The organism is Aliarcobacter butzleri, assembly GCF_900187115.1.
Taxonomy (GTDB): domain Bacteria; phylum Campylobacterota; class Campylobacteria; order Campylobacterales; family Arcobacteraceae; genus Aliarcobacter; species Aliarcobacter butzleri.
In genome coordinates this window covers 2,115,636-2,138,077 of record NZ_LT906455.1, presented here as the reverse complement: position 1 = coordinate 2,138,077, position 22,442 = coordinate 2,115,636, and the positions used below count along the sequence as shown (strand labels likewise).

25 protein-coding genes are annotated in these 22,442 nt (G+C 27.5%); 4 read left to right on the top strand and 21 right to left on the bottom strand.

What is annotated here, in order from left to right; translation table 11 throughout:
* Positions 1-38 precede the first annotated feature (38 nt).
* Positions 39-626 carry a C40 family peptidase gene (locus CKV87_RS10705; protein ID WP_012148006.1) on the top strand — a complete coding sequence of 196 codons (588 nt, stop codon included), beginning with the start codon at positions 39-41 and terminating at the stop codon, positions 624-626.
* Positions 627-684: 58 nt separating this feature from the next.
* Here the strand turns inward: CKV87_RS10705 and CKV87_RS10700 are convergent, their stop codons facing one another.
* Complete coding sequence (locus tag CKV87_RS10700) at positions 685-1,974, bottom strand: hypothetical protein (protein ID WP_012148005.1); 1,290 nt, start codon at positions 1,972-1,974, stop codon at positions 685-687.
* Positions 1,971-2,921 carry a ketopantoate reductase family protein gene (locus tag CKV87_RS10695; RefSeq protein WP_012148004.1) on the bottom strand — a complete coding sequence of 317 codons (951 nt, stop codon included), beginning with the start codon at positions 2,919-2,921 and terminating at the stop codon, positions 1,971-1,973. Before CKV87_RS10695 ends, CKV87_RS10700 begins: the two co-directional genes overlap by 4 nt.
* Before the next feature lie 82 nt (positions 2,922-3,003).
* Here CKV87_RS10695 and maf point away from each other — a divergent pair, with 82 nt between their 5' ends.
* Positions 3,004-3,549: a septum formation inhibitor Maf gene (gene maf, locus CKV87_RS10690; RefSeq protein ID WP_012148003.1), complete on the top strand. Its 546-nt coding sequence runs from the start codon at positions 3,004-3,006 to the stop codon at positions 3,547-3,549.
* Between the two features lie 28 nt (positions 3,550-3,577).
* Here the strand turns inward: maf and CKV87_RS10685 are convergent, their stop codons facing one another.
* The 9 genes from CKV87_RS10685 to gap all read right to left on the bottom strand — a co-directional run bounded on the left by CKV87_RS10685 (position 3,578) and on the right by gap (position 13,823).
* Positions 3,578-4,597, bottom strand: coding sequence for a cytochrome-c peroxidase (locus tag CKV87_RS10685; RefSeq protein WP_012148002.1), 1,020 nt, complete (start codon positions 4,595-4,597; stop codon positions 3,578-3,580).
* Positions 4,598-4,747: 150 nt separating this feature from the next.
* Positions 4,748-6,553, bottom strand: coding sequence for a 1-deoxy-D-xylulose-5-phosphate synthase (dxs, locus tag CKV87_RS10680; protein ID WP_012148001.1), 1,806 nt, complete (start codon positions 6,551-6,553; stop codon positions 4,748-4,750).
* A gap of 11 nt (positions 6,554-6,564) precedes the next feature.
* Positions 6,565-7,668, bottom strand: coding sequence for a histidinol-phosphate transaminase (gene hisC, locus CKV87_RS10675; protein WP_012148000.1), 1,104 nt, complete (start codon positions 7,666-7,668; stop codon positions 6,565-6,567).
* A gap of 11 nt (positions 7,669-7,679) precedes the next feature.
* Entirely contained in the window at positions 7,680-8,759 is a 1,080-nt protein-coding gene (gene pheA, locus CKV87_RS10670) for a chorismate mutase (RefSeq protein WP_004511018.1), read from the bottom strand.
* 11 nt (positions 8,760-8,770) lie between these two features.
* Entirely contained in the window at positions 8,771-9,979 is a 1,209-nt protein-coding gene (gene lysA, locus CKV87_RS10665; RefSeq protein WP_012147999.1) for a diaminopimelate decarboxylase, read from the bottom strand.
* A 95-nt stretch (positions 9,980-10,074) separates the two neighbouring features.
* Positions 10,075-10,896 (bottom strand): enoyl-ACP reductase FabI, encoded by an 822-nt coding sequence (gene fabI, locus CKV87_RS10660; protein WP_012147998.1) that lies wholly within the window; start codon positions 10,894-10,896, stop codon positions 10,075-10,077.
* A gap of 1 nt (position 10,897) precedes the next feature.
* The gene (locus CKV87_RS10655) at positions 10,898-11,608 is read right to left on the bottom strand and encodes a triose-phosphate isomerase (RefSeq protein WP_012147997.1); all 711 of its coding nucleotides are present in this window, start codon (positions 11,606-11,608) and stop codon (positions 10,898-10,900) included.
* Entirely contained in the window at positions 11,608-12,810 is a 1,203-nt protein-coding gene (locus tag CKV87_RS10650) for a phosphoglycerate kinase (protein ID WP_012147996.1), read from the bottom strand. The genes CKV87_RS10655 and CKV87_RS10650 overlap by 1 nt, the downstream gene beginning before the upstream one ends.
* Positions 12,811-12,827: 17 nt before the next feature.
* Positions 12,828-13,823 (bottom strand): type I glyceraldehyde-3-phosphate dehydrogenase, encoded by a 996-nt coding sequence (gap, locus tag CKV87_RS10645; protein ID WP_004511013.1) that lies wholly within the window; start codon positions 13,821-13,823, stop codon positions 12,828-12,830.
* Between the two features lie 90 nt (positions 13,824-13,913).
* On the opposite strand from gap, the gene nadD reads away from it, so the two are divergent.
* Positions 13,914-14,462, top strand: coding sequence for a nicotinate (nicotinamide) nucleotide adenylyltransferase (nadD, locus tag CKV87_RS10640; RefSeq protein ID WP_012147995.1), 549 nt, complete (start codon positions 13,914-13,916; stop codon positions 14,460-14,462).
* Positions 14,459-14,785: a ribosome silencing factor gene (gene rsfS / locus CKV87_RS10635; protein ID WP_004511011.1), complete on the top strand. Its 327-nt coding sequence runs from the start codon at positions 14,459-14,461 to the stop codon at positions 14,783-14,785. The genes nadD and rsfS overlap by 4 nt, the downstream gene beginning before the upstream one ends.
* Positions 14,786-14,799: 14 nt before the next feature.
* On the opposite strand, the gene argS is transcribed toward rsfS, so the two are convergent.
* From argS to CKV87_RS10585, 10 genes are all read right to left on the bottom strand, one after another.
* The gene (gene argS, locus CKV87_RS10630) at positions 14,800-16,389 is read right to left on the bottom strand and encodes an arginine--tRNA ligase (RefSeq protein ID WP_012147994.1); all 1,590 of its coding nucleotides are present in this window, start codon (positions 16,387-16,389) and stop codon (positions 14,800-14,802) included.
* 9 nt (positions 16,390-16,398) lie between these two features.
* A complete protein-coding gene (locus tag CKV87_RS10625; protein WP_012147993.1) occupies positions 16,399-16,635 on the bottom strand; it encodes a Sec-independent protein translocase subunit TatA/TatB in 237 nt (78 codons plus the stop codon).
* Positions 16,636-16,655: 20 nt separating this feature from the next.
* On the bottom strand, positions 16,656-16,880 hold the full coding sequence (locus tag CKV87_RS10620; protein WP_012147992.1) for a twin-arginine translocase TatA/TatE family subunit: 225 nt from the start codon (positions 16,878-16,880) through the stop codon (positions 16,656-16,658).
* Between the two features lie 66 nt (positions 16,881-16,946).
* A complete protein-coding gene (crcB, locus tag CKV87_RS10615) occupies positions 16,947-17,333 on the bottom strand; it encodes a fluoride efflux transporter CrcB (protein ID WP_041645106.1) in 387 nt (128 codons plus the stop codon).
* On the bottom strand, positions 17,323-18,009 hold the full coding sequence (locus CKV87_RS10610) for a lysophospholipid acyltransferase family protein (protein ID WP_012147990.1): 687 nt from the start codon (positions 18,007-18,009) through the stop codon (positions 17,323-17,325). Before CKV87_RS10610 ends, crcB begins: the two co-directional genes overlap by 11 nt.
* Entirely contained in the window at positions 17,996-19,066 is a 1,071-nt protein-coding gene (locus tag CKV87_RS10605; RefSeq protein WP_012147989.1) for an SH3 domain-containing protein, read from the bottom strand. The genes CKV87_RS10610 and CKV87_RS10605 overlap by 14 nt, the downstream gene beginning before the upstream one ends.
* Before the next feature lie 28 nt (positions 19,067-19,094).
* Positions 19,095-19,766, bottom strand: a complete 672-nt coding sequence (gene purQ / locus CKV87_RS10600) for a phosphoribosylformylglycinamidine synthase subunit PurQ (protein WP_012147988.1) — start codon at positions 19,764-19,766, stop codon at positions 19,095-19,097.
* Between the two features lies 1 nt (position 19,767).
* Positions 19,768-20,013, bottom strand: coding sequence for a phosphoribosylformylglycinamidine synthase subunit PurS (purS, locus tag CKV87_RS10595; protein ID WP_004511003.1), 246 nt, complete (start codon positions 20,011-20,013; stop codon positions 19,768-19,770).
* A 56-nt stretch (positions 20,014-20,069) separates the two neighbouring features.
* The gene (locus tag CKV87_RS10590) at positions 20,070-21,023 is read right to left on the bottom strand and encodes a phosphoribosylaminoimidazolesuccinocarboxamide synthase (protein ID WP_012147987.1); all 954 of its coding nucleotides are present in this window, start codon (positions 21,021-21,023) and stop codon (positions 20,070-20,072) included.
* Between the two features lie 11 nt (positions 21,024-21,034).
* The gene (locus CKV87_RS10585; protein WP_004511001.1) at positions 21,035-22,345 is read right to left on the bottom strand and encodes a S41 family peptidase; all 1,311 of its coding nucleotides are present in this window, start codon (positions 22,343-22,345) and stop codon (positions 21,035-21,037) included.
* Positions 22,346-22,442: the final 97 nt, after the last annotated feature.

Genomic DNA, 22,442 nt, shown 5'->3' with positions numbered 1-22,442 from the left:
AAAATTAAAAAAATGATACTTCAATAAAAGGGAAAAAAATGAAATTAAAAAATGTGTTTTTTCTAACTGTTACTTTTTCCTTTTTATTTACAGGTTGTTCTTATAAGACTAATGAAGAAGTGGTAAATATGTCAAATTATCCAAATGCTTCTTATAGTACTTCAAATAATAACAACAACTATGGCGAAAAATATTTAAAATCATCTAAAAATAGCTTCTTCGATGAGTTAACACATCAAAATTATATAACTAAAAAAGACAAAATAAATGAAGGACTTTTTAGTGTTTATAACCAATGGAAAGGTACTAGATATAAGCTTGGAGGAAGTACAAAAAGCGGAATTGATTGTTCAGGTTTTGTACAAAAAGTTCTTCAACAAGGATTTGGTTTAACTATGCCAAGGGATACTGTTTCATTATCAAAAGTTGGAACTTCTATAAAGAAGAATGACTTGAAAATGGGAGACTTAGTTTTCTTTAAAACGAAAAGAAACAATCATGTTGGAATTTACCTTGAAGATGGGAAATTTATGCATGCATCTACTAAAATTGGCGTAACTATTTCTGAAATTGACAGTGATTATTTCAAAAATAGCTATTGGAAAGCTCAAAGAATTTTTAACTAATCTTTTTAAATCTTCACTTGTAAATAATCAAATCTATCACATAAGCGAAACTTGTTTTTTATATATTTAAATATTTGGATAAAACAAATAGACAAATAACACAGACAATATACATCTTTAAAGCATAAAAAATATTTAACATAAATATCTCTTTTGCACTGCAATTATATCTTGCAACTATTGTTAAATTTAATCCAGAAATTGGTGAAGTAGAAACAGTTGTTGACCAAGCCATCAAGAATGTCATAGCCAATAAAGTATGATTTGCATTTGAAAAGAAATCACCAATCATTGCTATTGTAATAATTGGATGAATACCAATAAAAGCTAAAAGTATAAAAATAAGAAGTAAAAGTGAAGCAACTTTATAATCAAAAACTTCAAATGGTAAAGAAAAATTTAGTCCAGTTAAAACTGAGCCAATTAAAATTCCAAATAATCCAGCAACTAAAAATAAAGATATTTCTGATTTCATTTTAGGAAGTTCATTAAGAATATGATATTTTAAAATTTTTAGTGCTTCAGAAAAGTTTTTCTTTAATGGTAAAATAAATAAAGTTATTAAAATAGAAAAAGTTGATATTAAAACAATAACTTTTAAATTTGGGAAAAAATAATGCGTTGATAAAACTAATATTGCTAAAATTATTGGTAAATACAAAGTTTCTAAAGATAATGGATAGCCATTAAATTCATCAATATTAAACTTTTTATCTTTTGTTACATCAAAATAAGTAATCATAAAAGCAGTAATAGCTAAAAATATTCCAAAAGATATTATCGTATATGTTTGTAAATTTGGTGCATAAGTAATAGCTGCGGCAAAAGCTACAAAAAATGGTGACCAATAAGCATCACTTGCAAATGCTCTTGTAAGAAGCACTATTTGAGCAGGATTTAAAGGTGATTTTTTGTACATTTTATCTGCAACTAACAATAAAGAAGAGATATTTATAACTGAACCAAAAAGATGAACACTCAAATAAGTTTTTATAAATGATTGTTTACCTTTTGGTAAAAGATGATTCTTTTCTTTTTTAGGGGTTGCAATAAGTTTTAAAAATCCAACGGCAATAAGTAAAGTCAAAAGATATTGATTTACTGTAAAAGCTTTTACAAAGTCAATTTTAAAGCCATTTATATAACTAAATAAAAAAGCAGAAAAAGATAAACTAAGTAATATTAAAAGTATTTTTTTATGCTTTAAAGTAAAAAAAAGTAAAGCTGATGAAAGCCAAGCTAGAACTCCTGCAACTATTAAAAAATCATTTTGAAAAAAATAGGCATAAATAGTTGTTAAAAAAGAGAAAAATATCAAAATGCCTGAAATTTTATTTATAAAAATCATTGTTTTTTTCTTTGTTTATTATAAGAAAACTCTAAAATAGTTGAAACTGCTCTTGTATATGGAGCATCTAAACCTTGTTTTTCACAGTTTTTTATAACAACTCCACAAATGTCTTCAAGTTCTAAATCTCTATTTTTTTCCAAATCAATCAACATTGAAGGTTTAATTGATTCAAACTTTGTCATAAGTTCAAACATCTTATCTACATTCTCTTTAGTTATATCAACACCTGCAACTTTTGAAGCTAGTGCGGTTTCACTCATAAGTCCATAAATTAGTTTTGAAACTTTTTTATGATTTATTAAAATACCTGTTTTCTCACCTAAAAGTGCACAAATTGCATTTAGACCATTGTTAATAATAAGTTTATTCCAAAGTTCAAGTTTAATATTTGGACTTAAAAATGTAGTTGTATCAGTTTTATCAAGCTCTTTTTTTAGATTTTCTAAAAACTTTTGATTTTGTTTAGTTGGATACATTGTTCCTAAAATAGTTTGAACTTCTCCTGTTGATTCCACATGACCTAAAGTTATTGTATGAGCTGCAATAAGTCTTGTTAATCCACCAATTACAAACTCTTTATTATAATGTTTGCACATAATATCTTCATTTTCAACACCATTTTGTAAAGAGATAAAATATGGTATCTCTTTTTTATTTTTTGTCCACTCTTCTAATTTTAAAGAGATGTTTTCTGTACTCATAGATTTTGTTGCTAAAAAAATAATATCTATATCTTTTGGATTTAATTGCATAAGCTCTTCTATACTTAAAGCCTCAATTTTTTCATTTAAACTAAATGTTGAATGTGTTAATTTTATTTTATTCTTTTTTAAGTATTCAAGATTTTTACCACGAGCTACAAATTTTACATTATGTCCTAATTTATGAAATAATACTCCATAAAATACTCCAACTCCACCAGCGCCTATTACAACTATATTCATTTTACTTTTCCTAAATTGTATTAATATTTTTAAAAATTTATTATATTCAAATTGAGTATAATCCAAATAAAAAAGGACTATTTTGATAAGACTTGGTTCAAATTCACCAACTCGTGCACTAATTTTAAAAAGTTTTGGAATAGATTTTATTCAAAATGGTGGAGACTTTGATGAAGATAGTATAAAAACAACAAATCCAAAATCATTTTGTTATGAAGCAACCTTAGGAAAATTCAAAGAACTTTATAAAAAATATGGAGTTGAAGATATGCCTCTTTTAGTTGCAGATAGTGTTGTAACTTGTGAAGGAAAACTTTTAAGAAAAGCGAAAGATTATGATGATGCTAAAGCTATGTTAGAGCTTCAAAGTGGAAATAAAACTTCGGTTATTACTTGTATGATTTACAAATCAAAAGAGAAAGAATTTATTGATATTTCTATTACAAGTTATGAATTTGCGAAGTTTGATGAAGTTGATATGAAAAACTATTTAAATAGTGGTGAGTGTTTTGGAAAAGCTGGAGCAATAATGGTTGAAGGATTTTGTAAGCCATATATAAAAAATGTTATTGGATATGAAAGTACAGCTATGGGACTTTGTGTAGAAAAGTTAAAAATGTTTTTATAATTTAAGAGGAAAAATCCTCTTAAATTTTTTAGTTAAATGATGGCTTTTCAGTATCAAGAGTTGATTCTGGAAGTTGTGGATAAGAGATTGCTGGTTTTTTACCTTTTAATGTTTTCAAAAATGTTACAATTTTTGCTGCATCATTATCAGAAATATCAATACCTAATTGAATTGAACCCATCTCTTTTACTGCTTCGTTAAGTGACCAAATTTGTCCATTATGGAAATATGGTGCTGTTTCTGTTATATTTCTTAAAGTTGGAGCTTTAACCATACCATTTGCATCACCTTTAAAATCTCCAACATTTGTAAATTTATATTTTGAAGCAACTTCAAATGGTTGCATCGTTCCACCTAAAGCTATACCATTGTGACAACTTACACAACCTTTATCTATAAATAAATTTAATCCTTCTTTTTCTTCATTTGATAAAGCTTTTGTATTTCCATTTAAGAATTCATCAAATTTTGAAGGAGTAACTAAAGTTTTTTCAAAAGTTGCAATAGATGAAGTGATTTTTTCAAAATCAATTTTTACATCATTTCCATAAGCTTTTTTAAATTCAGCAACGTATTCTGGAATAGAGTTGATTCTTTGTTCAACAAGTGCTGGAGGTGCAGCCATTTCTGGACCTGCTTGAATTGGACCTTGTGCTTGATCTGCTAAATGAGGACTTCTTCCATCCCAAAATTGTGCTTTGAAAAATACTGAGTTATAAACTGTTGGAGAGTTTAAATGGTGTGGATTTGCTGTCCAACCATGACCTATTGCAACAGGAATTCCATCTGCTCCACCTAAACCTAAGTTATGACATGTATTACATGAAATAATTCCACTTTTTGAAAGTCTTGGATCAAAGTATAATTTTTTCCCTAAATCTACTTTTTCTCTTGTGATTGGATCTTTTGGATCATCAATTAATTTCATCAATTGTGCTTTTTGAGCAGGAATTGCTTCTAAACCACTATCTTTTGCTTTTTGTACCAATGAAGTTGCAAATAAAGAACTTGCACCTAATAATATTGATAACGTGATTGCTAATTTCATAATAAATCCTCCTTAATGAAATGTAATTTATTATAGGAAAAAAGTTATTAAGCGAAAATAAATTTTACACAAAATTATAAGTAATTTTATAATTTTTACTTATAATATAGGATATAAAATATCCTATTTAAAGTAGATAATAAGAGGATATTATTTTATTTTTTGAACTAATTGTTCAGGAAGTAAACCTAGACTTTGTTCTACAAGTTTTGTATCACCATGTTCTATAAATTTATCATTATATTCAAAAGAAGTTAGTTGAACATTGTGTATTTTTTCATCATTTAGAAATTCTAAAATAGCACTTCCAACACCACTTTGTTTTTGTGAATCACTGAAAATATACCAATCATTATATTTTTTAGAGAGTTCTAGTAATAAATTTTTATCTAAAGGTTTTACAAATCTTAAATCTACAACTGTTATATCTTCATTATGCAAAGCTTCTGTATCGATTGCTCTTGATACTCCTGCTCCATAACCAATGAATAATTTATTTGATATTCCTGTTTTTAATATTTCAGCTTTTCCTAAAACAAAAGGAGTAGGGACAAAATTTAATTTTTTAAAAGCTCCTCTTGGATATCTAATAGCACAAGGATTATTTAAATTATATGCAAATTCTAAAGATTGTTCTAAAGTTTCATTATCTCTTGGAGCAAATAAAACCATATTTGGGATAAATCTTAAAAATGAAATATCAAATGCACCTTGATGTGTTTCTCCATCATTTCCAACAATTCCTGCTCTGTCCATCGCAAAAACTACAGGTAAATTCATCAAACAAACATCATGTATAATTTGATCAAAACCTCTTTGTAAGAATGTAGAATAAATAGTGATAAATGGTTTAAATCCTTCTTTTGCCATTGCTGCCATTGAAGTAATTGCGTGTTGTTCAGCAATTGCAACATCCCAAAATCTTTCAGGAAATTCATCCATAAGTTTATTTATTCCTGTACCACTTGGCATTGCAGCAGTTACTCCTACTACATTTTCATATTTACAGGCTAAGTTTAAAAGGGCATCTGAAAATACTGCAGTTGCAGATTTTGGAGCTTCTTTTTTTATAAATTCGCCATCTTCAATATTAAATGGTCCCACTCCATGCCACTCTTCATGTTGACCTTCTGCTATTTTATAACCTTTACCTTTTATTGTGTGAGCATGTACAATTACTGGTTTTTGCATAGCTTTTGCTATTTGTAAAGTTTCAATAACTTCTTTTAAATCATGTCCATCAATAGGACCAATATAGTCAATTCCCATCTCTTCAAATAAAATACCAGGAGTTATAAGTTTAAATGCCTCTTCAAATCTTTTTGCTAGATATGTTGTACCTTCTGGCATATTTTTTCTTATAAATTTATCAACTTTTGATTTAAAACTTTGATAATATTTACCAGCTAAAATTTTAGATAAATATTTTGAAATAGCACCAATTGGTTTTGCAATACTCATCTCATTATCATTTAAGATAATTACAACAGGAAGTTTTAAATCTCCAAGTTCATTTAGTGCTTCATAAACCATTCCTGCACTCATAGAACCATCACCAATCATAACTATTGGAACTTTATTTTCTTTTTTTAGTTTTATTGATTTTGCTGCACCAACTGCAAGTGAAATAGAAGTTGAACTATGTCCTGCTACAAAATAATCAGCAGGACTTTCTTTTGGTTTTGTAAAACCACTAAGTCCACCAAATTGTCTTATTGTTTCAAATTCATCCCAACGAGAAGTAAGAAGTTTATGAGGATAACATTGATGAGATACATCGAAAATAAAAGGATCACTATAAGCGTCAAATACATAGTGCATTCCAAGTGTTAGTTCAACTGCACCAAGAGTAGATGAAAAATGTCCACCTTTTCTTGATACAACATCGATTATTCTCTCTCTAATTTGGGAAGAAAGTTCTTCTAACTCTTTTAGTGATTTATCTTTTATATCCATTTTAAACTCTATTATAAATTTTGTAATACTTCATCTAATAATTGAAATAATTTTGTATTTTGTTCAGGTTTCCCTATTGTAACTCTTATTGCATTTTGTTTATAACTTGTCAAATCTCTTACTATCATACCACGTTCTAATAGTTTTTGTGCTACTTCTTTTGACACATATTTATCACCAAATTTTATTGTAATAAAGTTTGTATATGAAGGTATATATTCAAAACCTTTTTTTGTTACATACTCTTCATATCTTTTCATCTCTTCAAAGTTTTTAGAAATACAATCATTTACAAACTCTTCATCTTTTAGTGCTTCTATTGCTGCTGCTAAACTCAAAGTTGTTATATTAAATGGAGCTCTTATTTTATACAGGTTTTGGATAATTTCATTTTGTGCAAATCCATAACCAACTCTCATTCCACCAAGAGAATAAGCTTTTGAAAATGTTCCAAGGTATATAGCATTTGGGAAAGTATCTATTAAATCTTTTGGACAAATTCTTTTTTTCTCATCTTTAAATGCTGCATATTCTTGGTAAGCACCATCAACTACAACTAAAGTATTTTTATCAATAGTTTTTAAAAACTCATAAACATCATTTTTATCTAAACATTCACCTAATGGATTATTTGGAATACACAAGAAGATTATATCTGCACCATGTTTTTTATATAGTTCTGAAAACTCTTCAAGGTTATGTTGTTCTGAGTTTGTTTTTATAATTTCTGCACCAACATGTTTTCCATAGATTTCATACATTGCAAAAGTTGTTTTTGCCATAAGTATTTTCGAATCTTTTTTACATTTTGCATGAATACAAAACTCTAGTATTTGGTCACTTCCTGAACCAATGATTATATTAGAGCTTTCTAAATTATATTTTTTAGCCAAAGCATCTTTTAATTCATACATAGAATCATCTGGATATAAACACATATTTTTAGCTAATTCTTGAATTTTTGCAATAACTTTTGGGCTTGTTCCATATGGATTTTCATTTGAAGCTAATTTTATTACATCTTTTGAATCTATTCCATACTCTCTTACTACTAATTCTATTGGTTTTCCTGCTTCATATGTTGAAACATCTTTTAATACTTCATTAAATCTCATCTTTTCCTCTTTTAAATATCTTTTATCTCTTTTACATAAGAACCTAAAATTTTTACACTAGGTTTATGTTTTTCTAAAACTTTTTTTACATTTTCATCATCTTTATGACCATCAAAATCTATAAAAAATATAGAGTTACCTTCAACTATATGCGATTTTATTTTTGTTAAGTTTATACCTGCATTGTTAAAATCATTTAAAAACTTAACTAATCCGCCTTGTTCATCTGGAAGATTTACTAAAATAGAAGTTTTGTCATTTCCACTTGGTGCATTTTCAAAATCACTTAAAATAAAAAATCTTGTTTTATTATTGTCTTTATCTTCTATATTTTCAAATAAAATAGGAAGATTATATAGTTTTGCAGCAACATGAGCACAAATTGCAGCACTATTTGCTTCATTGGCTGCTAATTTTGCTGCTTTTGTTGTTGATTCTACTGGAATTAACTCAACTTCATCAAGTCCAAAATTTGTTAAAAATTTTCTACATTGATCAAACGCGATATCTTTTGAATATATTTTTTTAATATCGCTTATTTTATCACAAGTTGTTGCTAAAGTATGATGAATGTTTAAAATAACTTCAGCAACAATTTTTGAGTCATAATTTGTAAATCCATTTATAGTGTCATTTACAATTCCATTTGATGAATTTTCTATTGGAACAACACCAAATTTTATTTTTTTAGATTTTAACTCTTTAAAAATACCTTTTATTGAACTAACTGAAACATAAGAACTCATAGCCCCAAATCTAGCTTCTGCTGCTTGATGAGTAAAACTTCCTTGAGGTCCAAGATAACCTATATTTTCTGGTAATTCTATATTTCTTGATATTGCAAAAATCTCTAAGAATAGTGCTTCTATTGCACTTCTATTTAATAGCCCAGAATTTTCCTGATTAATTTTATCAAGTCTATCAATAATAGCTTTTTCTCTATCTGGTCTATATATTGCTCCACCACTTTTGGCTTTTAAACTACCAACTTTATGGACAATTTTCATTCTTTCATTTAGTAAATCTAAAAGTTTATTATCAATATTATCAAGTTGATTTCTTAACTCTAATAATCCATCTTCATTTGCCATAGATTTTGCCTTTATTTTATAAATTCTTCTTCTAAAGCAATTAAATCCTCAAAAGTTTCTCTTTTTCTAATTAATCTATCTTTTCCATCTTCAATAGCAATTTCAGCAACTTTTCCTCTTGTATTATAGTTGCTTGACATTGTAAATCCATAAGCTCCAGCACTATAAATTGCTACTAAATCATTATGTTCAGTTTTTGGTAATTGTATGTTTTTGGCAAAAAAATCTCCACTTTCACATACTGGTCCAACTAAATTACAATCACTAAAATCTTGATTATCATTTAAAACTTCAATTCTATGATAAGCATTATATAAAGCTGGTCTAATCAAATCATTCATAGCTCCATCAACAATAACAAATCTTTTATTTCCATTTATTTTTTCATATAGAACTTTTGTTACAAATATCCCTGAGTTTCCTATTATAAATCTTCCTGGTTCACAAATAATAGTTATATCAAGACCAAACATAGTTTCTAAAATTGATTGAGCATACTCATAAGTATCAATTAATTTTTCGTCTTTATAAATGATTCCTAATCCACCACCAATATCTATAAAAGATAATTCAATTTTTATAGCTTTTAAGTTTCTTACTAAATCAGCAACAATTTTAACTGCTTCTTTTATTGGTTGAAGTTCAGTTAATTGAGAACCAATATGACAGTGAATTCCAACTGGATCTAAAAAATCACTATTTTTACATTGAATATACATTCTTTTTGCTGTATCTATATCAACTCCAAATTTATTTTCATGTAATCCAGTAGAGATATATGGATGTGTTTTTGGGTCAATATTTGGATTTACTCTTATAGAAATTCTTGCAACTTTTCCTAACTCTTTTGCAATTATTTCTACTCTTTGTAATTCTGCATCACTTTCAACATTTATCATTAAAATATCAAGTTCTAAGGCTTGTCTTATTTCATCATCAATTTTCCCAACACCTGAGAATATGATTTTGTATGATGGAATACCAACTTTTAAAGCTCGTTTAACTTCACCAATACTAACACAATCTGCTCCTGCACCAAGATTTGCTAAATGTTTAATAACACTTAAATTTGAGTTTGCTTTAACTGCGTAAGCAATAAGTGATTTTCTTGCTCTAAATGCACTTTTTAGTTCTTCATACTGATTTGTAATATAGTTAAAATCATATACATAATATGGTGTTTGATATTTATTTGCTAATTCTTTAAAATTAATACTCATTTTTTTCCTAAATATAATTAAAATTTTAAATCTAAACTTTTATAAAAAAATTCAGAATTAAAACTTTCAAAATAGTCAAAGCTTACGCTTATTGACTATTTTTCTCCATTCCAAGCAATTTTTGGTTTTTCACCTGAAAAATCAACTGCTGGCATTCCCATAATATTGTATCCACTATCAACATAATGAATTTCACCAGTTACAGCACTACTTAAATCACTAAGTAAATACATTCCTGAATTTCCTACTTCATCTATAGAAACATTCTTTTTAAGTGGTGAATGAGCTTCATTCCATTTTAACATAAATCTGAAATCACCAATTCCAGCAGCTGCTAAAGTTTTGATTGGACCTGCACTAATTGCATTTACTCTAACACCATCTTTTCCTAAATCTTCTGCAAGATATTTTGTTGTCATCTCTAAAGCTGCTTTTGCAACTCCCATAAGATTATAATTTGGAATGTATTTTACTCCACCATAATAAGATAGAGTTAAAATAGATGAATTATTAGATAAAAGTGGTTTTAATTCTCTTGTAACTTCGATTAAAGAGTAAACAGAAACATCCATAGCTATATCAAATGCTTCTTTTGAAATATCATAGAATCTTCCACTTAAGCCTTCTTTTGGAGCAAAAGCAATAGAATGAACGATAAAATCAAGTTCACCTAAATCTTTTTCTAAAGACTCTTTTAATGCTTTTATCTCTTCAGGTTTTGAAACATCACAAGGATAAACTAAATTTTCACTTCCAAATTCAGCAGCAATTGGTTCAACTCTTTTTTTTAGTGCATCATTTAAGTATGTAAAAGCTATTTTAGCTCCTTGTGCTGCGCAAGCTTTCGCTATTCCATAAGCAATTGACTTATCATTTGCAACACCTAAAATTACACCTTTTTTACCTTTCATTAACATCTTATAAATCCTTTGTATTTTCTAAAATTTCTATAAAATCTTCAACTTTCCATGAAGCAGTTCCAATTAAAGCACCATCAACATTTTCTATTTGGCAGATTTCTCTTACATTTTCTACTTTAACACTACCACCATATAAAAGTGGTTTATTAATTTTTTGTTTTATTGCATTGTGAACATTTTTTATATCATCTATTGTAGCAGTAACTCCTGTACCAATAGCCCAAACTGGTTCATAAGCAAGTATCAAATTAGAGTAATTTACATCAATTCCAATAAATTGTTCATAAATATATTCTAAAGTTTTTTCAATACCTTGTTTTTTTATCTCTAAAGGTTCACCTATACAATAAATGATTTTATATCCTAAATTTTTGTAAAACTCATATTTTTTTGTAATTGTTTCTTGAGTTTCGCCTAAGATATGTCTTCTTTCACTATGACCTATTAAAATTGTTTTAATTTCAAATTCATTTAATTGAAAAGTTCCTATTTCTCCAGTAAATGAGCCACTTGTCGTTGGATAAGCATTTTGTACTCCAATCATAAGATTAGGAACAGTCTCAAAATGATCCAACGAAGTTGATGTTGGAAAAATATAAACTTCATTAGAAATTTTATTCTTTTCCAAAAAATTATTTACTTCATTTACAAATAAAGTAGTTGATTTTCTTGTATGATTAGTTTTGAAATTACTTGCAATTATAGGCATTAATCATTTTCCTCAATAACTAAAGCTTTAACTCCTGGTAAAACTTTTCCTTCTATTAATTCTAAAGAAGCTCCTCCTCCAGTACTAATAAATGTCATATCATCTTCATCACCAGTTACTCTAACTAAGTCAGCAGTATCTCCACCACCTACAACAGTTGTTGCATAAGAGTTCGCAACTGCATGAGAAATTTTTGTACTACCTTTTGCAAATCTATCCATTTCATAAACACCCATTGGTCCATTCCATAAAATAGTATTTGCATCACTTAAAGCTTCACTAAATAAAAGTGCTGATGCTGGTCCGATATCTAATCCCATCCAACCTTTTGGCATCTCTTGAATAGTAGCAATTTTTGCAATTGCTTCAGCATCAAAAGCTTCAGCTGCTACAACATCAACAGGTAAATATAGTTTTACACCTTTTGATTTTGCCTCTTCCATAATTTTTAATGCTTCAGGAATTAAATCATCTTCAACTAAAGAGTTTCCGATTTCATGCCCACGTGCTTTTAAGAATGTAAATGCCATTCCTCCACCAATTATAATTTTATCAACTTTAGGGATTAAATTATATAAAGCTTCAAGTTTACCAGATACTTTTGAACCACCAACTATTGCAATAAATGGTCTTTTTGGATTGTGAATTATATGGTGAAAGAATTTAATCTCTTTTGCCATTAAAAACCCAGCTGCTTTATGTTCAATATCAAAATATTTAGAAATTCCTTCAACTGAAGCATGAGCTCTATGTGAAACACCAAAAGCATCATTTATATAAATTTCTGCCATTGAAGCTAATTTTTTAGATAACTCTTCATCATTTTTTGTTTCACCAGCTTCAAATCTCATATTTTCAAGAAGTAATATTTCTCCTGCTTTTAGCTCTTTAGCCATTTGAAGTGTTTCGTCACAAATAACACCTGGAGCCATTTTAATATCTTGTTTTAGTAAAATGTGTAGTCTTTTTGCAATCGGTAATAAAGAGTATTTTTCTTCAAATCCACCCTTTGGTCTTCCAAAGTGTGATGACAAAATAACAGAACAATCATGGTCAATACAATATCTAATAGTATTTAAAGCACTTCTAATTCTTCTATCATCTGTTATATTGTTGTATTCGTCCATAGGAACGTTAAAATCACATCTAATAAAAACTTTTTTCCCTGTGATGTCAATATTTTTGATTTCTTGTAATTTCAATTTATATCCTTGAAAAATTATTTTGTAGCTATGTGAACACCCATGTCCACTAATCTTGTTGAATATCCCCACTCATTGTCATACCAAGATAAAACTTTTACCATGTTTCCTTCAATAACTTGAATTGTATCTAAAGGAACTACTGTTGATAGTGTTTCACCATTGAAATCTGAACTAACTCTGTACTCTTCATCAATACCTAATATACCTTTTAAATTACCTTCAGCTGATGCTTTAAACGCTGCACATACCTCTTCTAAAGTTACATCTTTTTTAAGTGTTACAGTTAAATCAACTAAAGATACGTTTGGTGTTGGAACTCTAATTGCTTGACCATTTAATTTTCCTTTTAAATGTGGCAATACTTTTCCAATAGCTTTTGCTGCACCTGTGCTTGAAGGAGTTAAATTTGTAGCTCCTGCTCTTCCTTTTCTTGGATCTTTTTTATCTTTTGCATCTAGAATTGGTTGTGATGAAGTATATGAGTGAATTGTAGTCATTAGACCTTTTTCAATCCCGAATGCATCATCTAATACACGTGCTACTGGTGCTAAACCATTTGTAGTACAAGAAGCATTTGATATAATTGCTTCTCCTGCATAACTATTTTCATTTGCACCAATTACGAATGTTGGAGTATCATCTTTTGCAGGAGCAGAAATAACAACTTTTTTTACACCATTATCAATGTAAGCTTGGCATGATTCTTGTGTTAAGAATGCACCAGTACACTCTAAAACAACATCTGCACCATATGCAGCAAAATTGATTTTAGAAGGGTCTCTTTCACTTAATAATTTAGCTTTATCTTTACCAATATAAATATATCCATCTTCAACTTTTACATCAAGTTTTGGTCCGTGAACTGTATCATATTTTAAATTATATTGAATCATCTCTTCACTACCACTAGCATTCGCAGCTACTAGTTCAACATCATTTCGACTTGCAATTATTCTTGCTACGCATCTTCCGATTCTTCCTAAACCATTTATTGCAACTTTAACAGCCATAATTTCCCTTTAATATAAATCTAAGCGATAGATATTTTATCGAAAAATTGCTATAATAATATTTAAGTATATTACAAAGGTTTTAAATAGGTGAAAATTGCAATTTTTGGTGGTAGTTTTGACCCAATTCATATAGCTCATAAAGCTATTGTGAAAAGAGCGTTAGAAGAGTTGGAAATTGATAAACTTATTATTGTTCCAACATACTTAAATCCTTTTAAAAGTAGTTTTTATTTAGAACCAAAAGTTAGATTTGAACTTTTAAAAAAAGTTTTTGAAAAAGTTGAAAAAGTTGAAATCAGTGATTATGAAATAAACCAAGAAAAATTAAGTTACTCTTTTAATACAGTAAATTATCTAAAAGATTTATATAAAGCTTCTAAAATATATTTTATTTTAGGTCAAGACAATGTTGAAAATTTAGATAAATGGTATAAAATTGAAGAGTTAAAAAAAATGGTGGAATTTGTAATTGCAACAAGAAGTGGTTATAAATCTGATAAATTAAAGGATTTTAGAACCTTAAATATAGATATCGATGTTAGTTCTACATTATTAAGAACTCAAATTGATACAAAATATATCCCAAAAGAGATAAAAGAGGATATATTAAATTTAGATAAAGGCAAAAAGAATTGAATACAAGATTAGAAGATATAAAAACAATATTAAGCGATAAAAAAGCTGAGAATATTGAAATTTTTGATTTAACATCAAAAAACTATTTAGTTGATTATGTTGTTATTGCAACAACTTTAAACTCAAAACATGCATTTGCATTATTGGATTATTTAAAAATTGGTCTAAAACCAAAAGGTGAAGAATTTTTAAGAGTTGATGAAGATGAAGATTGGACTATTATTGATTTAGGAGATATTTTTATTCACTTAATGAGTGAAAAATATAGAATAAAATACTCTTTAGAAGAATTTTTAGCAACTTTTGGTAAAGAAGAAAAGTAAATAGAAAAAAGAGATTACATAATCTCTTTTGCTTCTATTCCTAGTAGTTTTAATCCTACTTTTATACTTAATGCAGCAATACTTAAAACTTTTAAATAAAGATTTTGTTCATCACTTCCTATTATTTTATGTTCATTGTAAAATTTATGAATAGATGAAGCTAAATTATACAGATACTCAGTAATTTTTTGCATATCTCTTTTTGCAAATGCTTCAACTAAAATTGATTCTAAAAGTAATGATTCATAAACTAAGTTTAAACCATCTTGATTAAGTTTTTCAAAACTAATATCTTTTATATCATCAAAATTTACTCCAGCTTTTACAAAAACTTGATTTATTCTGGCATGAGCATAATTTATATAAAAAATTGGATTAGATGAATCTTGATTTTTAAGTGTATCAATATCAAATTCTAAGTGTGTATCACTTTTTTTTGTCAAGAAAATAAATCTTAAAGCATCACTTCCAATTTCTTCTGTTATTTCTGACATCAAAATAACATTTCCTTTTCTTTTACTCATTTTATATGGTTCTCCACCTTTTAAAAGTTGAACCATTTGTGATAAAAGAACTTCTAGTTTTGAAGAATCATTTCCTAAAAATTCAATAGCTGCTTTTACTCTTGTAATATATCCGTGGTGATCTGCACCCCAAATATTTATATATCTATCAAAATTTCTGTCATATTTATTTTTATGATAAATAATATCTCCAGCTAGATATGTTGGAATTCCATTATCTCTTACAACAACTCTATCACTATCATCACCATATTGTGTTGATTTTAAATAAGTTTTATCATCTTTATCATAAAGAGAGCCATTTTCTTCTAAAACTCTTTTTGTTTCATTCCACGATGAATATAAAGATTTTTCTGAAACAAAATTATCAAATTCTATTCCTAAATCTTTTAAATCTTTTATTATAAGATTCATAACAAAATCTTTTCCTAAAAGCGCTATATCTTTGAAGTTTTTCTCATCATATAAATAATCTTTACCATAATCTTGAATTATCTGGTTTGCAATATCTATTAAATAATCTCCTCGATAATAAACTTCTGGATAAGAAACATCTTCACCATAAATAAAATCTCTAGCTGCAAGATTTACTGAAAGTCCTAATAAATCCATTTGTGAACCAGCATCATTGATATAATATTCTGTTGTAATGTCATAACCTAGATATTTACCAACACGAGCTAATGAATCCCCAAAAATTGCACCTCTTGCATGACCTATATGAAGAGGACCAGTCGGATTTGCAGAAACATATTCTAATAAAATTTTTTCACTTTTTTTATGTTGTTTCGCAAAATTCTCTTTATTTGAAAGTGCATCATCAACTAAAGATTGTAAAAATAAAGGTGATAATTTAAAATTAATGAATCCATTTACAGCTTCAATTTTTTCAAAAAGCGAAGGATTTTCAAGTTTTGTAACTAATTCCTGAGCAATAAGCATAGGAGACTTTTTTAACTCTTTTGCAAGAGAAAAAGCAACAGGTGTTGCATAATGTCCCAAAGAAACATCTTTGGGTTTTTCTAAAACTATATTTGTTTCTAATACTTTTTCTATAAATTCTTTTACTAAATTTTGCAATTTATTCTCTTATGATTGTTTTGTTTGTGTTGATTCAGATGAATTTGCTGTTGTTTGTTCTTTTTTTTCTATTTCATCAACTTTTTTTACTTCAGCAGTTTCTTCTTGGTCGTCTTTCATGGCTTTTTTAAAGTTTTTAATTCCAGAACCTAAACCTTTTGCAAGCTCAGGTATTTTTTTACCACCAAATAAGATTAAAACAATTAAAACAATTATTAACAATTCCATACCGCTAGGCATACTCATAACTTATCCTTTTTATTATATTACGATTGTTTTGTTTCTGTTTTAGACGATGTTTCGCTCTTTTTTTCATCAGCTTCAACTTTTTTTATTTCAGTTGTTTCTTCTTCATCTTCTTTTACAGCTTTTTTAAAGTTTTTAATTCCAGAACCTAAACCTTTTGCAAGTTCGGGGATTTTTTTACCACCAAATAAGATTAAAATGATTAAAACAATTACTAATAATTGCATACCGCTTGGCATATGCATGGCTCATCCTTTTTTTGATATTCAAAATATTATAACTATAAAATGCTTAAATATTTTTCTTTTATATTATTTTAAAAAAAATTGTATAAGTTTAAATCCACTTGCAGTTGCTATTAAAGAACCAAATAAATTTAAAAATATATTTAAAATAGCTAAATTTAAAGAAGTTCCAAATAATATATAACTATCCCAAGCAAATGTAGAAAATGTAGTTAATCCACCAAGAAATCCTGTAGTTAAAAAAGCTTTTGTATTAGTTGAAACTTCAAAACTCGTAAAGTATGCAAATAATCCTCCAATGATAAAAGCACCAAGAATATTTACTAATAGGACTCCTACTGGGAATTCAAGTGGATAAAATTTATTTGAGTAGTGAACTGCATAAGCCCTTAGAATTGAACCAAAAAAACCTCCAACTCCAACTGCTAATATAGTTTGCCAACTAAGAGACATATTTTTTATACTCTGCATCAAATCTTGTTCTCATTTTAACTTCTAAATCTTCATACCATGATGTCTCTTTTGAAGCTTGAACTGGCTCAAGATATACAACTTTTACAATTCCAGGAGCTGCTTCAGCTTTTTGTGAATTTACAATATTTCTTGTATTAAACATAATTACTGGCTGAACTCTTAGATTATATTTGTTTGCAACCATTTTTGCACCAGGTTTAAATTCTCCTATGAAAGTTCCATCGCTTCTTGTACCCTCTGGAAACATAGCTATTGGTCTTCCTCTTTCCAATCTATCTTTTGTTTCACTTAATAGATGAATAAGTCCAGCTTTATTTTCCCTATCAATACTTATCATTCTTGGTGCTTTTATTATATGGCCAAAGAAAAATAGATCAGTTATCTCTTTTTTTGCAACCCAAGCGATATCTCTTGAGTGGATATATTCCATTACTATAATATCGAGTAAAGATTGATGATTAATTATTATCATATCACAAGATTCGTCTAGTTTTCCTTCTGTTTCAAGAGTTATTCCTAAAACAAACATTTGGAAATTCATCCATATTTTTATAACTTTATGAGTATGATTCCTAAAGATATACATAAACATAACAGTAATTGCAACAGTAATTGAAAACTGTATAAATAAAACTATTCCTCTAATTCGTTTCAAAGCTCTCTTCCTTTATCCAACCTATAAATCCATTATCTACACCTAAAACTTTTATAAAACCATTTTTTGTTTGTAAAACTTCAACTTTTTCTTCTTTATCTACTTTAAAGAAAATTGTTGAGTTTTTTGTAGGTAAAATATATACAAATGAGTCTGGTTTTACAATTCCTGTACTGTTTGGTAAATTATATAATACAGCAGTAATTAATGAAATAATAGTTAAAAATAGTACTATTTTATATCTTTTCCAAATAAAAATCAGCAAGAAAATAACAAAAACAACTATTGCTGCTATTTTTTTATATTTTTCAAAAGTTGAGTCATTTGGATTTAAATCCGTTTGAGTGCTTACTAATTCATTTTGTAAAACTAAAGGAACTTTAACATCTTTAAAACTATTTGTTTTTGTGTTGTAATATGTAAAAGTTAAGTTTTTTTGGTAAATTGGAGTAACAAAATAGTAAACTAGATTTTGAATATCTTCCCACTCTTTTAAATTTGATAAACCTTGTTCTTCAACATTTTTTAATTTAAAATCTTCTAAATTTGAGTTAATTGCATCTATATCAATTATAGTAAGAGCTGAATTATTATTGTATTGTTTTGTTTTATATGCTTTTAAAATGATATTGTCTGCAATAATATTAGAAAATCTTTCATCACTTTTTCCAATTTCTGAATATCTAATTAAACTTGGGCTAAGTTGTGATGAGTCAACTAAAAGATTTTGGTTCCATAAATTTACTTCAATATTTGGTAATTTAAAATTCCCATTTTTAACTTTAAAAAAATAGCTATTTTCATAAGTATCATTTGAAATTTTTTTCCAAGGGTTATTTTCATTTAACAATTCAATATTTGAAGAGTTTGAAAAAGTTGTAGTTAAATTTGTAAAACTGTCTGTCGTGATCAATGCTTTTACTGTAACTTCAAATCTTTGATTTTTATAGACGCTATCAGGAATTTGTTTGTAAGAAAGATATAGATTTTTTGCTGCATAAAGATTTAGTGATAAAAAGATGTTTATTAGGATTATTAGAAAAAGATTTTTCTTCATTTTTTGCTTTTACAATAAAGAATTTTCTTTATTGTAAAAAACCTTTCAGCATATTTACACCATCAGTTGAACCTAAAATATCTTCGATAGCTCTTTCTGGGTGTGGCATCAATCCAAAAACATTCTTTTCTTTGTTACAAATTCCTGCAATATTAGAAACAGAACCATTCATATTTACCAAATTACCATCTTTATCACAATATTTTAAAAGAATTTGATTATTATCTTCTAACTCTTTTAAACCTTTTTCATCTATATAATAATTTCCATCATGATGTGCAACAGGAATATTTAACACTTCATCTTTTTTTGTTAAAGATAAAAATGTATTGTCATTATTTATAACTTTTAGTGTATGAAATTTAGAGATAAAATGTAAAGTATCATTTCTTTTCATAGCACCAGGTAATAAACCAGCTTCTAGTAATATTTGAAATCCATTACAAATCCCTAAAACTTTTCCACCTTTTGAAGCAAATTCTTTAACTGATTCCATAACATTTGCAAATCTTGCAATTGCTCCACTTCTTAAATAATCTCCATAAGAAAATCCTCCAGGAATTACAACTAAGTCAGTGTTTGAAGGAATTTTATCATTTTTGTGCCATATAATTTCTACATCACATCCTAATTTTTCAAAAGCATATTTTGTATCATATTCACAGTTTGTTCCAGGAAATTGTAATACTGAAATTTTCATATTAACCTACTATTTCTATATTGTAGTCTTCAATAACTGTGTTTGCTAAAAGTTTTTCACACATTTTTTTTACTTCAACTTCTGCATCTTCTTTGTTTGAAGAGTTTAATTCTATAATAATTTGTTTACCAATTCTTACATTTTTAATAATTTCTTTGAATCCTAAAGTATCTAAAGCATGATGTGTTGCTTTACCTTGATCATCAAGTACACCTTGTTTTAATCCTACATTTACTATTGCTTTCATTTGTCACCTTACATTTAATATTTTTGCGATTATATCTAAAACTACTTTATAGCAGTTTATTTGCTTAATCTATTTAATATTGTGCTATACCCATCTAATATTTTATTTTTTATACTATCTGGAACTATAACATTAAGTTTTTCACCAGCTTTTAAATCTTTAGCTTTTTCTTTCCAATTTTCTGATTTCCCAAAATCTCTCAAAATTTGTTTATCCATAGAGATATAATTTCCTGCATCAAAATCTTCTTTAGAGATAAATCTTGAACTTTCAGGAGTTAAAACTTCATCCCCTAAAACCCATTCACCTTTTGAATTAACAAAAACTTCAAGTTTTGTATCAACTACAATAATTCCATTATCTTGCGCAAATTTAGTAAAATCTTTAAATAATTTTTCTAAACTTGAAACAATCTCAGGGAAAGTTTCTCTTACTTTTTGAGAATTTAAAGGAATGTCTTTTACACCTTTTGTCGTAGGAGTAAATAATGGTGTTTCAAATTTTGACCACTCTTTTAAATCAGAAGAAAGATTTAATCCATAAGGGTCTTGTCCTTTTTGTGTTGCTTCAAATAAAGAACCAGTTAAATAATTTCTAAAAATTAATTCAAATTGAACTACTTCACCATCAATTTGTGCTTCTAATGGTTTACACAATTCCATCATTTGGCATCTTGGTGCGATACTTAATGATGAATCAACATTTTCAGATAAAATTGCAGTTCTAATTCCAGCTTTTTTTGCGAAATCTGCTCCAAAATTTGAAATTGCAGTTTGAGAAACACCTTTTCCATTTATTTCTAAATTTAATGGAATATCAAATACTGAACATCTATCACTTCTTACTAATAATACTTTAGGTTCTTCACCTGGACAGCTATATAAATCTGCATTTTTTCCTATATAAAAAAGATTATAACCTAAATCTTCTAACTCTGAAATACCTTTTAAAGTTGTAGTTTTCTTTGTTTTTGGCCAAAGATTAAGTTCTATAATTTTATCTATTTTCATTCTTTCTCCAGTTATTTATTCATAATTACTAAGCTTTTTAAAATTGCTAAAGATGTATTTAATTGATTATCATCTAATAAATCATCTTTTGAAATCGTTTTTTTAGTTTCATCTTTTAAAGCTTTTTCTTCTTTTTTAATAGCATCTTTTGTTTCATCAACTTTTTGAAGTTCACCTTCAAGATGTTTTTTCAAATCAGCTTCTTTGATTTTAAATGAGTTATCATCATTTTGAGTAACTTTTCCAGCATATGCTGTTACATCAGGAGTTACTCCTTCTGCTTGAATAGTTCTACCACTTGGTAAATAATATTTTGCAATAGTTAATTTTATATTTTCTGTTCTACTTTCATTTATTGGAAGTACTGCTTGAACTGAACCTTTACCAAATGTTTTTTCACCAATGATAACTGCTCGTTTATGATCTTGTAAAGAACCACTAACAATTTCTGAAGCAGAAGCTGAACCTTCATTTACTAAAACAACTAAAGGAAGTTTTGTTTTTGTTCCAGAAGTTGTAGCTTCAAATTTCTCTTCATCTTCTGCATTTCTTCCTTTTTGAGAAACAATTACACCTTTATCAACAAATAAATTTACAACACCAATTGCTTGATTTAATAAACCACCTGGATTATTTCTTAGGTCTAAAATAAGTCCTTTTACATTTTTATTTTCTTTGATGATTTTTTCTAAGTCATTTGTAACTTTTTCATCAAAGCTAGCAATTCTAAGATAAAGTAAATCTTCATTTTCTATTTTTTTAGCAAAAACTGATTGGATTTTTATAATATCTCTTTGCATTTTAAATTCTAAAGGTTTTAGTTCACCTTTTCTTACAACAGCAATTGTTATATTAGTTTTAGGTTCACCTCTCATTAAAGTTACTGCTTCATCTAAAGTCATACCAATAGTTGATGTTTCATTGATTTTTAAAATAATATCACCAGATTTAATACCAGCTTTAAATGCAGGAGTATCATCTATTGGAGAAATTACAGTTAAAGCACCATCTCTCATTCCAACAGTAATACCAAGTCCCCCAAACTCACCTTGAGTTTGAATACTCATCTCTTTTGAAGCTTTTTTATCAAGATAGCTTGAATGTGCATCAAGTTCTTGCATTAAGCCTTTTAAAGTTTTATCAACAATTTCTTGTAGTTTTATATCATCAACATAATATTTTTCAACAGTTCCTATAACTTTCGTCAATTTTGATAACGATTCAAATCTCGTTTGTTCAGTTTCTTCTACCTTTTCTTTTGCAAAAAGTGAGTGAGATAGAACTAATGCTACAGTTGTAGTTACTAGAAATAATTTATTCATTTTTTTATAGCCTTTAAAATTTATAGGGAAATATTATACAAAAAAGTTCATAAAAGAAAGTAAGATTTTATCAAAAATTTTGTACCATATCAATTAG